Source organism: Shewanella ulleungensis, assembly GCF_014648315.1.
Classification (GTDB): Bacteria; Pseudomonadota; Gammaproteobacteria; order Enterobacterales; family Shewanellaceae; genus Shewanella; species Shewanella ulleungensis.
The window spans coordinates 57,812-72,001 of record NZ_BMQW01000015.1; the positions used below are offsets into that span (position 1 = coordinate 57,812).

The 14,190-nt window shown below is 43.9% G+C and carries 10 protein-coding genes; 1 reads left to right on the forward strand and 9 read right to left on the reverse strand.

Annotated elements, in window-relative coordinates; all coding sequences use genetic code 11:
* The gene (locus IEY40_RS19020; RefSeq protein WP_188959038.1) at positions 1–1,446 is read right to left on the reverse strand and encodes an MFS transporter; all 1,446 of its coding nucleotides are present in this window, start codon (positions 1,444–1,446) and stop codon (positions 1–3) included.
* 403 nt (positions 1,447–1,849) lie between these two features.
* On the opposite strand from IEY40_RS19020, the gene IEY40_RS19025 reads away from it, so the two are divergent.
* Positions 1,850–2,725 carry a hypothetical protein gene (locus IEY40_RS19025; protein ID WP_188959040.1) on the forward strand — a complete coding sequence of 292 codons (876 nt, stop codon included), beginning with the start codon at positions 1,850–1,852 and terminating at the stop codon, positions 2,723–2,725.
* An 80-nt stretch (positions 2,726–2,805) separates the two neighbouring features.
* Here IEY40_RS19025 and mdoH read toward each other — a convergent pair whose 3' ends face one another.
* The 8 genes from mdoH to argC form a co-directional block, all read right to left on the reverse strand.
* A complete protein-coding gene (gene mdoH / locus IEY40_RS19030; protein ID WP_188959070.1) occupies positions 2,806–4,989 on the reverse strand; it encodes a glucans biosynthesis glucosyltransferase MdoH in 2,184 nt (727 codons plus the stop codon).
* An 11-nt stretch (positions 4,990–5,000) separates the two neighbouring features.
* A complete protein-coding gene (locus IEY40_RS19035) occupies positions 5,001–6,671 on the reverse strand; it encodes a glucan biosynthesis protein G (RefSeq protein WP_229777166.1) in 1,671 nt (556 codons plus the stop codon).
* Between the two features lie 347 nt (positions 6,672–7,018).
* Positions 7,019–8,422 carry a methyl-accepting chemotaxis protein gene (locus IEY40_RS19040; protein WP_188959042.1) on the reverse strand — a complete coding sequence of 468 codons (1,404 nt, stop codon included), beginning with the start codon at positions 8,420–8,422 and terminating at the stop codon, positions 7,019–7,021.
* Positions 8,423–8,614: 192 nt separating this feature from the next.
* Entirely contained in the window at positions 8,615–9,979 is a 1,365-nt protein-coding gene (argH, locus tag IEY40_RS19045; protein ID WP_188959044.1) for an argininosuccinate lyase, read from the reverse strand.
* A gap of 170 nt (positions 9,980–10,149) precedes the next feature.
* A complete protein-coding gene (locus tag IEY40_RS19050) occupies positions 10,150–11,373 on the reverse strand; it encodes an argininosuccinate synthase (RefSeq protein WP_160056651.1) in 1,224 nt (407 codons plus the stop codon).
* A gap of 75 nt (positions 11,374–11,448) precedes the next feature.
* Positions 11,449–12,354, reverse strand: coding sequence for an ornithine carbamoyltransferase (locus tag IEY40_RS19055; protein ID WP_188959045.1), 906 nt, complete (start codon positions 12,352–12,354; stop codon positions 11,449–11,451).
* 14 nt (positions 12,355–12,368) lie between these two features.
* On the reverse strand, positions 12,369–13,148 hold the full coding sequence (gene argB, locus IEY40_RS19060) for an acetylglutamate kinase (protein WP_188959047.1): 780 nt from the start codon (positions 13,146–13,148) through the stop codon (positions 12,369–12,371).
* A gap of 30 nt (positions 13,149–13,178) precedes the next feature.
* A complete protein-coding gene (gene argC / locus IEY40_RS19065; protein ID WP_188959049.1) occupies positions 13,179–14,159 on the reverse strand; it encodes an N-acetyl-gamma-glutamyl-phosphate reductase in 981 nt (326 codons plus the stop codon).
* Positions 14,160–14,190: the final 31 nt, after the last annotated feature.

The following is a 14,190-nucleotide window of genomic DNA, read 5'->3' on the forward strand; positions in this document are numbered from 1 at the left end:
TTATTCTTTATCTTGTTCTTTATTTTTAGCGCGCTTTTTCTTCGCGACGGTTAACCAATCTAAGCTGACGCCCGAAATAGCATTAAAGCCACGGATACGAAAAATAAGGGTGAGCAGTTCAGGCCTTGGACGCGCTTTAGGCTCTACAGAGCGCGGAATAAACCACAATGCCACCAGCGATCGCATGATGGTCGATATCATAAACACCAAAAATATTGGGTTGGTTAACCAAGCATTTAAACCTGTCCAGATTAAAAATGCTTCTGCATACGAGGCAATCACGCCTCCTAGCATCGCACCAATAAACACAAAACCGGCACTCAATGCCGCCTGTAATGCAGCGTAAGTAGCAAAGTCACTGCGAAAAGGGCGAATATCATAAAGATAATTTGCAGTACTTAAGGTGAAGCCGCTCCAGGCTAAACCGGAGAAGGCTTGAATAGCTAAAATATACAAATAGTTATCAGAAAATAGCCACAATAATGGCAAACTAGGAATAAGGCAGCTGGTAATCATCATCACTAACCGATTGCCGTATAAGTCGCTAAAACGCCCCCAAAAACGCAAGGTAATAAATTGCGTAAAAATAGAAGCGACACTCGATAATACAAACTCGAAGTAGGTAAAGTGCAAGTCTTCGAGCATATACACGGCAAAAAACGGTGCCGAAATAGCGACCATGCACTGCATACCGGCAACAAATAAACTGTAATGGCGGAAGGTTTTGTCTTTCCAAGCCTGGCGAAAGTTATATAAGGTTTGAGTAAACACCCCAGATACTTTAGCTGCTCGCGGCTCGGGGTCGTGCATTTGCAATAGCAGCCAGGCTGAAGCAAAGCGACCCATTGCAGCAATCGAAAACAGTAAGCTAAAGCCTAACCAGGCCATCTGTATCGAGTCGGTTAAGGTTAATATGCCGCCGCCAACAAAAAACACACTCAGCGATGCCATCATGGTTAAGCGGGTACGAGACGCAAAAAAAGCACCACGGCGACGCTGAGGTACTATCATGCCCATCCAAGCGCGCCAATGCGGTTGGATTAGGTTGATAAACCCTTGATACAACACTGCCAAACCGATAAACAGCCATACGGCATTATCTGGTCTAAACGCTGCCAGTGCGCCCATGCCTAATACCACACCGGCTTGCAGTGCAGCGCAAACCACAATAAATTGCCGACGACTAAAATGGCTCGCCAACCATACTGACAATAGTTGCGCTAATGAGCCAAACAATTGCGGCAAGCCTGTTACCCAACCCATTTGGCCTAAACTGGCACCTAAAAAAATCGCATAAGCATTAAAGAAGTTATCACTAGTGGCGGTCATCGTTGACGAGGCAACCGCCTCTTGCTGGCTGCGGCGTAGGGTGCATCGAAGCCACGACAGTCTGTCACGACTGCGCGAACAAGGCTTATTGTTCGATGTTGAATACTCTGAAGACATAAGGTCTTGATGCAGGTCCTTGATAAAATACGAAGCAAAATTATGGCTGATAAATATCGAGCTCACAATCTATATCGTTCAGATAAACATCTATTCTGATACTCGATTAACATAAACGTTCAACGGGTAAAGTCAGGTGAATGGTAAGCTGATTAACTCGTATAAACCAATAATTAGCTTGACTAAAATGAAACAAAAAATTTACATTAGTAAAATAATGAGTGCTATGGAAAGTGCTTTGATCCTTAAAGCGAGTATTGTCGCTTTGTTGTTCAGCTCAATAACACCTTGTGTTATATCCTTCCGTAACATCTTCATTTATTGCAATGTTCCATTTATCTAATGCTTAAGGCACATAAATATGTGCTGAAGTGTTTACCTTTTCTCAAAAAGCAAAAATAAAATGAAAATACCTTTAATAATCGGCTGTTTGATTTTAGCGGGATGTCAATCCACCCCATACGCAATGATTGATGGTAGCCAGAGTAAAATTTCTGATGCTGACAATTACAATGTTGAAATTGTCGCCATTGATGGCGCCTTTCAGTCCGGCAAACTCACCAAAAATATTAAGCCGGGTTATCACACCGTACATTTAAGCACCACAGGTCCATTACGCAGCAGAAAAGCTATTTCGACCTTGGTTTATCCGCTGGTTGCCAAAGAATGTATTCGGTATGTCGTAACTGCTCAGCACGGCCCAAGTAACAAAGATGCATGGGAAATAAGAGTATTAGATGAGCGGCCAATCCCTGCTTGTACCCCCTCTCCCGTTGAACCAGAGGTTGCAGTGGTTATCCCCGACTATGCCAAACCATCCTCTGAAGTTAGCTGCTTAACCGCTAATGAATTAACCCAGCAAACAACACCAGTGGTGCTGTTAAACTCAGTTGCAGCATGCATTAAATCACAAGATTATGACTCTGCGATTAGTGGCTACTTTTTAGCGGGCGCTTATGCTTACTTTGATACCTTGCGCGTGCCAAATAAGCCGTCACATGAGGTGGTTGAATTAATCAAAAAAGATTCTATTTGGACTTTGTCTGCTCTTGAGCAGCAGAACTTTGAACAAAAGCTAGCTGAGTATTTAGGGTCTGAACAAAAACAAGCAGCGTGTAGCTGGGTTACTACCGTTGGCGAACCCGATTATGTGCCTATGTATATGCAGCAACATCAAGCTGACACAGCTGTAATAACAAATACGACCACAGAATTGTCGACAGAGATTAAAAACACTTTATTTAAAGCGACACTTACAGATTACCTTGGCTGTCCATGATTCTAATTGGCTTACCTGGCGGATCAAATTAAAAAAGCTCAGCCTATAACAGACTGAGCCTTTAACTGTAGGGTAAGCAATTAACAAAACGACACTAATCCTTCAGACTCAGATTGTTCTGGCAGCTTTTGTAACTGTTTTAACAATAATGGATTACCCAATAAATATGCCAGTTCCTGGCGGGTGAAGAGACTCGCGATATTGTGTTGGCACTGGGCCTCTTGCACTTTTACCCGGGTAATCGCTTCTAGCGACTCAACGGCAGAACCGGCTAAACGATGTGGTTTTTTATCAATCACAGCTAAGTGTAACGCCATTAGTTCTGTGTCTTGCAGTAATCTATATAAGGTCCACGGCTCAGCGATAGCATGAATATACTCTGCTCGACGTGCTTGTGAGTCTACACTAAGTTGCGGCGCGCTTACCTCTTCTGGTGTGGCCAAAATACCTACGCTTTTTACCCATACACCAAAGCGCTCTGAACCTGTCATGGCAGAAAGCGGCACAGCAAGCCACAAACCAATTAACGCAGGACTCATCCACGACAACAAAGTAAGCGAATCGAGCACCGCTGCGTACCCTAATAACGCACCAATTAGCATGTGCCAACGATGACGAAAAATGAGGGTTAACCACGGTAAACTGCCGTCGTCACGTCGCTGTGGCGACCAACCACTGTCGCGTCCGGCTAATATAGACATTACAGCACCGCAGTGGATAAGCATCATTATTGGCGCAATCAGTGCCGACAAAATCACTTCAACTATCACACTACACATGGCTTTAATTCTGCCACCTAGCGGTTTTGTCATGCTGCTATTTTTCAATAGCAATATCACCCCTAAAATTTTAGGACCAAATAAGATGCCCATAGTGATATAGAACAACCGTAGCGCACGATCTGAGTCCATAACCGGCCAAGTGGGAAATAGCGAGAATTGATCGGTAAAGTATTCTGGGCGAATAAAGTGTGCCTGTAGAGCCAACATTAACCCCGACAAAATCAGCATTAACCAAAACGGTGATGACAAATACGCCATTATCCCTGTGAGTAAATGCAGCCTACTGACCCAATGCAATCCTTTACTAAACAATATTCGAGTGTGTTGTAGATTACCCTGGCACCAACGACGATCACGCACAGCTAGGTCTACAATCGACGGTGGGCATTCTTCATAAGACCCTGGAAGATCTGCTGCAATCACCACACTCCAACCAGCCCGTCTAATCAAGGCAGCTTCGACAAAATCGTGGCTCATAATATGACCACCAAATGGAGGCTTACCAGCTAAATGTGGTAAACCTGCGGAGCTCATAAATGCCTGAGTACGAATAATGGCATTGTGCCCCCAAAAATTACCCTCTTTATGCGCCCACCACGATAAGCCGGTGCCAATAACTGGCCCATAAATCCGCGCAGCAAACTGTTGTAACCGCGCCATAAGCGTGTTGCCATTAACAAGATAGGGAATGGTTTGGATAAGCCCCGCATCAGGATCGGCCTGCATACGCTGCGCAAGGCTCACAATAGTATGAGTTTCCATTAGGCTGTCGGCGTCTAGCACCAAGAGATGGTCGTACCTTGCGCCCCAGCGTTTACAAAAGTCGGCGACATTACCAGCTTTTCGAGCATCGTTTTTACGTCGACGGCGGTAGTACACGCGGGCATCTTTACTGACTTTATGGCGTAAAATCAAAAAAGCCTGCTCTTCAGCCAAAGCGATATCTGGATCTGTAGTGTCACTTAATATAAACCAGTCAAACGCATGGCCTTCACCAGATGCCGCTAACGCCATCGACATAACCTCAACCGCAGCAAAAATGCGATCGGGTGCTTCATTATAGGTTGGCATTAATATAGCGGTACGAGTATGCAGTTTGATGCTTTCGGCGGTATCTGGTGCAGGCTTTTTGAGAAGCATAATAAAGCCCGCAATACCGCCACTAAATGCCAATGCTATCCAGCAAAAGTTAACCGCAAACAACACCAATACAATGTATTCAAGTGGTGTTACTCCACCCACGTTAAATACCGATACCATTTCATAAATGGCCATAACTGACATAATAAACGCACTACCAACCACCAATAACCGTCGTAATCCGTCTGATTTTACCCCATTGGCAATTACACTTTTACGCGGCATACCGTCGGACAGTGTACGCAAACTCTGCGGTTCCATCGGACTTGGTCGCTCTAATGGCATGGCTGCGCCACCGACCAAGGTAGGCTCGGTTGAGTTAATATCAAACTCAGATTGCATCGTGTTCATGTTTAAAGGGTCCAGCGATAAAGCCAAGTTTCGACATCGCGTGGGCCAGTAAATTTAAGTTCAGCGCGCAATTCTATCAATTCAGCATCTTGTGGGTCCATTTCAAAGGCCAATCGATAGCCATTGGTTTTAGGCTGACGAGATATCACCACATTGGTTATTACCCCTGCAGAACTCTGTACTTGGGCCACAGGGATTTCATCGTTGTTACCTTCTTTAACTTGGTAGTCAATCACAAATAAACGTCGTGGTGTTGCTTTGGCAATATCGGCACGGCCACTGGCAGTACGCGCAACAATCACTGTGCCATCGTCCACCTCTGGCTCATTACCCCAAATTAATCGATAGGTAAAATGAAACTCACTACCTGCGGCGATAGCCTGTTTAGGTTTCCAGTAACTGACAATGTTGTCATGAATTTCAGAATCCGTTGGAATTTCGGTTAACACAACCTCACCCGCGCCCCAATTTCCGACCGGTTCGACCCATAAACTTGGGCGACGTTCGTAGTGAGCTTCAAGATCTTGATACGCTTCAAAACTGCGTTCACGCTGAATTAACCCAAACCCTTGTGGCGAGTTGTCCATAAAGGCGCTCACTTGTAATTGCTTTGGGTTGGCTAACGGACGCCATAAACGTTCACCACGACCATTTAAGATCAGTAGCGCGTCAGAGTCGTGTACTTCGGGTCTAAAGTCATCGGTGTTTTGACGACCATTCATTGAATGTAAAAACATGCTTGTACTAGGTGCTAGACCAACCTTAACTAAGTCTATACGCGGGAATAGGGTTGCTTCTACATCAATATGGGTGTTATCGCCTGGCCTAACAGAAAAACGATATGCGCCAGCAACACTAGGGCTGTCGAGTAACGCGTGCACCACAATAAGATTACTGTCGGTGTTTGGACGCTCTACCCAAAAAGCACGAAATATTGGAAACTCCTCGCCTTCGGGTTCTGCGGTATTTAATGCTAAACCTCTTGAAGACAAACCATAATCACTGCCCTTACCTAATGCACGGAAGTAACTTGCCCCTTGGAATACCATTAACTCATCAAAATACGCTGGGGAATTTAATGGGTAGTGAATGCGTAAACCAGAATAACCAATATCCTCAGTTGGTAAGCGCTGGCTTAATACATCTCCTGCACTAAAGTATTCTGAGTTATAAGCCAAATGAGTCGCTTGCTTACCTTCTACTAAGGCGATTTCAATCAAGTCTTGAAAATAAAATCCTCGATGAAATAACTGCATTTGGTATGGTAAACCTTCGGCTTTCCAAATTGACGCTTCGGGTTTGAAGCGAATATCACGATATTCGTCGTAAGAAATTTTAGCTAAACCTGGTGGGAGCGGATCGGTTAGCGTCACATACGGTTTTTGTGCTAAACGACGGGCAATTTTAACCACAGAGTCTGAATCAAAACTGGCCGTTTTAGCAAAACGGGCTTTGCTCGTTTGTTCTAGGCTAACGGGTGGTAAAACCGTAGGCTGAACCTCGGTGTTAAGCTTTATTGCAATAGGAGAAACGGGATCGACGAGTGGGGTATTGTCTTGTTGTGCGGCAAGGTTAAAACAACCCCCTGCGGTAATGGCTAACAGCAAAGATGTTAGCCCTTTTTTTACAGATAAAGATGAGCCCAAAGTGCGGCAACTCAGTAAGCTAACCATAATAGGCTACCTAAAAAATACAGCGTTAATATGCAAGTTCCAGAGCGGTTATTGCGGCACCATATATCTTGATACACAACCCTATGCTCTATTTCGCGAACGATATCAGAACGCCAAAAAATTGCACAAGTATTCATCAATTAAACCCATTGGCACCTATAACATTTTAATCTAATCATATATCCAAATATCACATCACATTTTGCTTGTATCATTTTGCCTAACGCACTGAAGATAAAGGTTGATTGTAAATAAACCACTTAAAATTAATTGAGCAATAAAAAGCCGACAAATACATATATTGTCGGCTTATATCTCACGGCCCTCTTAGTGGCTCGATGCGTAGGTTAAATAATCAAATCTTTCATGAGTCCTTCTAACACGTCCGCTTGTAGGCTAAGTCGCTCAACCTCTTCGGCTGTTGTGCTAACCATTGCCATCACCTGTATCGAGCTGCTTCTAACAGAGTCGACATCGCTGGCAATATTGTCTGCCACTGTGCCCTGCTCTTCTGCTGCGGCAGCAATCTCCAAACTTCTGTCTGAAATATGCTGATTTTGTCCGGCAATTTCGCTCATGTTTTGGCTTGCACTTGTCATTAGCTGTTCACTCGACTCAGCTTCTTTTACCGTTCTTGCCATTACACTCATCACATTGCGACTATTGGTTTGCAACGTTTCAATGATTTTTTGAATCTCCACCGTCGCGGCTTGAGTTCTGCCAGCCAGGGTTCTGACTTCGTCTGCAACAACAGAGAAACCACGGCCTTGCTCTCCGGCTCTGGCGGCTTCGATTGCCGCATTAAGCGCAAGTAAATTGGTTTGGTCTGAAATAGCATTAATGGTCGAAATCACCTCGCCAATATGAGTAGCACTTGTATCTAACTGCGCCACGGCAGCAGATGCGCCGCGAACTTCACCCGCCAGTTGATTAATCTCTACTAAGGTTTTTTGAATTTGGCTTTGACCCTGCGTGGTTTTAACGGTGGCATGCGATATTTGGGTCGATGACTCTTGAGCGTGGCTAGCCACTTCACGGATAGACACTGCCATTTCTTCAGTTGCACTAGCAAGCGAGTCTATTCGCTCTTGCTGCTCGCTGGCTAATTGAGTATTTTCAGTACTGCGAACCCGTAATTGCGCACTAATTTGTTGAATTAGCGCCACTGCCTCTTGGGTGGTTTTAACCAATAAATGCTCCCGCTCTGACACTAGGTCAACGGTGCGGGCAATCAAATTAAATTCGTTACGCGAAGGCGCATAACCAATACGCGATGCTAAATCGCCTTCTGCCAGTTTGCGCAATGCTTCATAGATATGGAATAAGCCGCCACCAATAAAGGTTTTAATGTAGTACGAGCACATAAACATCAATATCAAGCTAGCCACTATCGCAATGATATGGCCTAAGCCTAAGCCAGCAAGCAGGCTTTGCGAACCCATATAACCAATACTGTAACCTTGGCCTGCAACGGTGGCCGAAATGTCGCTGTGTTGACTAATACTCAAATTGGTATTTTGCAGTACTGTGGCTAATTCGCTAGAGGGGATTTGCGCAGCCGCGGCAAGCTTAGCCACGACATCAACTTGTTGTTGTGACTCAGTAATGCGCTGCGATGACATAACATCAATAAAACAAACACTGATAACAACTATAGCCAATAATGCAGTGAAAAATAACGCAAAAAAGTTCTCTTGCAGCTTAACGTTAATTAAATATTTATCGATCCAACGAAATGCAACGTCTCTCACAATGCTGTCTCCAAAAAAAGGACTTAAGATGGGATAAAAGGACAGCAAGCATAGCTGACAATTCTTGCTTGCATTGTTTAACGCTTTAAAACTGAAAGCTAGATCACGTAAAAATACTTAGTCAACATCAATAAATGAAAAAGCCCTGTTGGTATGAGCAACAGGGCTTTGTAAAATTTTGTATTGCAATGCTTACGCTTTTTTAGCCGCTATTGCAGCTTGCACTTGGTTAACTGCGGTGCCACCTAATACATCACGTTTTTCTAAACACGCTTCAATGGTGAGGTTTGGATACACATCATCGCTTATCACCTTGGCAAATTTTTGTAGTTCAGCAACGGTTAACTCTTCAATTGGCTTTTGCTGGCTAATAGCAAATACCACGACTTCACCTACTACATGGTGCGCTTCACGGAATGGCATACCTTTAGCCACTAAGTAATCGGCTAGCTCAGTCGCGTTAGCGTAACCTTGTTGCGCTGCCACGAGAGCTTGTGGACGATTCACTTTAAGGCCAGACAACACTAATGCTGCCATGTCTAAACAAATCGCCCAGCTGTCGACAACATCAAACAAGCCTTCTTTATCTTCTTGCATGTCTTTGTTGTAAGCTAATGGCAAGGCTTTCATGGTAGTTAAAATACCCATTAAGCTGCCATATACACGGCCGGTTTTACCACGAATAAGCTCTAATGCATCGGGGTTTTTCTTTTGCGGCATTAACGATGAGCCAGAAGTGACTTCATCGGCGAGTGAGATAAAGTTAGCTTCACCAGAGTTAAAGAAGATTAAGTCTTCAGCCATACGGCTTAAATGCATCATGCTGATTGAAGCTGCGCTGCATAATTCAACCACGTGATCACGATCTGACACACTGTCTAAACTATTTAAGGTTGGGCGAGCAAAGTTTAATGCTGACGCTAATACATGGCGATCAATTGGGTAAGCTGTACCAGCAAGTGCGCCAGAACCTAACGGGCATGAATCGGCACGGCTTAATGCATCTTGCAGGCGGCTAATGTCGCGCTCATACATTTCGACATAAGCTAACGCCCAATGACCAAAAGTCACCGGTTGTGCACGTTGTAAATGAGTGTAACCAGGCATTACCGCATCGACTTCTCGCTCGGCTAATGCAATCAGTTCTGCATGTAATGTGCCTAAACGAGCAAGTAATGCTGCACCTTCTTTTTTACACCACAGTTTTAAATCGGTAGCGACTTGGTCGTTACGAGAGCGGCCCGTATGAAGTTTTTTACCTAAATCGCCCACTTTGGCAATCAGCTTTTGTTCAACAAAACTGTGTATATCTTCGGCGCCATTACTGATAATGGCTTGTGGATCGTTACCCACTTCTACTAGTAATTCGTTCAATGCTGCTTTTAAATCAGTACATTCTTTAGCGGTAATAATACCTACGCTAGCTATGGCGTCTGCCCATGCAATAGAACCGACAACATCTTGTTCAAATAAGCGGTAATCCACTGGCAATGAGTCATTAAACAACTTAAAAAGTGCACTGGTTTCGCCCTGAAATCTTCCGCCCCATAACGCCATGTCGGTATCCTCTATTTTGAAAACTGCTTTAAGAACTGGATGTTCAATAATCGATTAAGTAACCTGAGTTCAGGTTTGGTGATATTCACTTTCTTGTAATGGCTCTCAGTTTGCCAAAAGTCATTATAAGAAAGGCGCTTTGCAGCGCCTTTATATCGTTGGCGTAAAATCTATTTAGTGTTTAGCGCGCGAATACGGCTCGCTAAAGAGTACAAACGGATAAAGCCTTCTGCATGTTTTTGATCGTATACGTCATCTTCGCCAAACGTTGCGAAAGACTCTGAATACAAGCTGTTTGGTGAACGCTTTTTAACGGCTGTAGCCTGGCCTTTATACAGCTTAATCACTACATCACCGTTAACTGATTCAGCTAATGATTCAGACGCTGCGATAAGTGATTTACATAAAGGCGTAAACCAACGACCGTCATACACTAGGTGTGACATTTGGCCAGCAATTTGCTCACGCCAAGTACGGCTAGTTTTATCTAAAACCAACTCTTCAATAGCACGAAGACCAGCAAACATTACGGTGCCGCCTGGTGTTTCATAACAACCACGAGATTTCATGCCCACTAAACGGTTTTCAGTAATGTCGATACGACCCACACCGTGCTTACCAGCAATGTCGTTTAGCTTCATGAGTGCAGCATATGGCGATAATGCTTCGTCATTGACATGAGTCACACGGCCATTTTTAATTGCTAACGAGACATATTCAGGTTCGTTTGGTGCATCTTCTGGTGCTACGGTTAATGTCCATACACCTTTAGATGGCTCGTTCCATGGATCTTCTAACTCGCCGCCTTCGTGAGAAATATGCCATGCGTTTGCATCACGGCTATAAATTTTGGTCGCTGATGCGCTGGTTTTGATATCACGCTCAGCAAGGTAAGCCAATAAGTCTTCGCGGCTACGCATTTCCCATTCACGCCAAGGGGCAATCACTTTTAAATCTGGCGCTAATGCGGCAAAACAACCTTCAAAACGAACTTGGTCGTTACCTTTACCGGTACAACCATGACATACCGCGTCGGCGCCAACTTTACGTGCGACTTCAACTTGCGCTTTAGCAATAATAGGACGTGCCATTGACGTACCTAGCAAGTATGTACCTTCGTAAATAGCACCTGTTGCGATAGTTGGGTAAATGTAATCAGCAACAAACTCTTCTTTTAGGTCAACAATATGACACTCTGAAGCACCTGACGCTAAGGCCTTTTCTGTTAAGCCAACAAGCTCTTCTTCGCCTTGGCCTACGTCGGCACAAAATGCGATGATTTCGCAGTCGTCATAGGTTTCTTTTAACCACGGGATAATAGCCGAGGTGTCTAAACCACCCGAATATGCCAATACCACTTTTTTAACGCCGGTTTTTTTCACTGCATTAGACATGTTTAATTCCTAGAATCGATTACGTATATTTTCAATTTAAATAACGCCGCTGGCATTATTGTCTTAATATTTTGACTAACTTAATAAGGTTACCAACACTGCATTTTGTGCATGCATACGGTTTTCTGCTTGATGTAAAATCAATGAACCTTTGCCGTCCATTACATCATCAGTAACTTCAACACCACGATGTGCAGGTAAGCAATGCATAAAGTATTTAGCGCCAGCTTTTGCCATTAACTCACTATTTACTTGGTAAGGAGCAAAACGGGCTTTAATGTCAGCTAACGGTGTTTCATCACCCATCGAAATCCATGTGTCTGTATAAATAGCATCATGGCCTTCAATGGCATTAATGTCAGCACTTAGTGTTAACTTACCACCATTTTTTTGTGCCAGAGCTTGTGCTTCAGTCACAATTAGCGCATCAGGAAATGCGCCTTCTGGGCAAATCACTGTCATGGTCATACCTAAAATCGCTGCACCATAAATCAATGAATGTGTGACGTTATTGCCATCACCGACGTAAGCCAGTTTTGCTTGGCTTACGTCATCAAACTGCTCTGACAGTGTTAAAAAGTCCGCGAGTGCTTGGCATGGATGATACAGATCAGACAATGCGTTAATCACAGGGACGCTTCCGTGCTCAGCAAGTTGCTCAATCGTGGTGTGCGAGTATGTTCTTGCCACAATAGCATCTGCCCAGCATGAAATGTTTGTCGCAAAATCAGCTACCGTTTCGCGTTGCCCTAAAGCACCATTTTGTTGGTCTAAGTATAAGCAGTGACCACCTAATTTATTAATGCCAATGTCAAAGCTGACTCGAGTGCGCAATGATGGCTTTTCAAATAGCATCACAACACTTTTTCCATCTAAGGCACGACGGTACTCAGCTGGGGTATTCTTAATTTTTTTAGCCAGTGCAATAATGGCTAAAAGCTGAGATTGAGTTAACTCTTTTATCGACAATAGGTGCTGCATATACTACTACTCCATTAAGGTTGTATTTGAGTCCCGACGGACCCACCTTTGACTAAGGTTTTTAACTGTTCGGCGTCGCGCCATGAAGCTACTTGCACAGGTTTACCCATCCATTGAGCAACTTCTAATGCGGCTTCTACTTTGACTTTCATGCCTTTCTCAATTACCCCTTGGGCAACAAGATGTTCAATTTCACTTTTGTTTAAGCTGCTAATCAGTTGACCTTTGCCATCTAACACACCAGAAACGTCAGACAATAATACTAAGGTGCCGTTAACTAATTTGGCCAACGCTGTTGCTGCTTGGTCGGCGTTAACGTTTAACATTTCACCTTGGCTAGAAATGGCAATTGAACTGCAAATTGGCATCCAACCTTGGTTTAAAATAAAGTTTAAGTAGGTGGCATCTTTTGGCTCAACTTCGCCGACTAATCCTAAACGTTCATCTTTAATTTTTGCAGTAACAACATTACCGTCGCCGAGACTCATACCTACACTAACAATGCCTGCTTTAGCCGCCGCCGCTTGTAAAATTTTGTTTGAGGTCCCCGCAAGCGCACCAACAACAATAGGAATTTGATCTGCTGGCGTTACACGTAAACCGTCTAACTTAACGGTTTCTTTGCCGTTAGCTGTTAATTGTTCATCAACTAAACAACCACCGCCATGAACTAATAACACCTGCTGACCTGCTGCAATCATTTCTGCAGCAGCAGTCATTAAACGTGCCATTCCCATTTCGCACTGCAATAATGCGCCGCCAACTTTAAGCACTAATACTGATTTTGTAGCCATAATTGTTGTTCCTTTAATCATGTAGTCTGATTACACACCGAAATGGATCTTGATGCACTGTACCCCTTGGCTAGCAGCACCTTTCATTAAATTATCAATTGCACTGGCAACCACTAAATAGCCGCTAGTCGCATCGAACTTCCACCCGAGGTGACAATTAGGTGTGTGCACGACATCATCTACTTTAGGAAACATGTTGTGCTTAACCGTGACAATAGGTGAGCTGTCATAGATGCTATAGGCATTTTCAATATCAGCTTCTGTTGTACCCGGTTTTAGCTGTACTGTAATAGTGGCTAAAATACCGCGTTTAAAGTTGCCTAAATGCGGCGTAAAAATCACTTCCTGACCTAAATGCGTGGCGATTTCAGGTTGGTGACGATGACCTAACACACCGTATGGTGTTAAGCTGACTTCACAAAAATTAGTGTGTAATTGCGCTTTACGGCCCGCACCAGTCACACCACTGACCGCATTAATGACTGGGTACATCTCAGTTAAAAAAGGCTTAAGCGGCTTTAATGCAGTTAATGAAGCTGTAGGGTAACAACCTGCGACTGCAATCATTCTGGTTTTCTTGATTTTTTCAGCATTCCACTCAGCTAAACCATAAACCGCTTCGGCTAATACGTCTGGGTGAGTGTGTTCAAAGCCGTACCATTTAGGGTATTGCGCAACGTCAGCAAAACGGTAAGCACCACTGAGATCAAATACTGCTAAGCCTTTTTTGTAAAACCATGCTGCTAACTCTAAGCTCACTGAATGTTCAGTCGCTAGTACCACGCCATCGGCTTGGTCTACGATTTGTTGTTTTGCTTCATCAGTGAGTGGCGAAAGCGTATAAGCCATATGACTGTATGTAGGGTACAAGTCAGCTAATTTACGGCCTTTGTCTAAACTGTTTTCCGACACATATAAGCCTTGCACAGTTAAGTTACTGTCGGCATTTATCAACGAAGTAATTTGTGCACCTGTGTAGCCACTGGCGCCAATAATTGCGATGCTTTTCATAAGTTTGGTTTCTTAATTGATAGTTATCGAG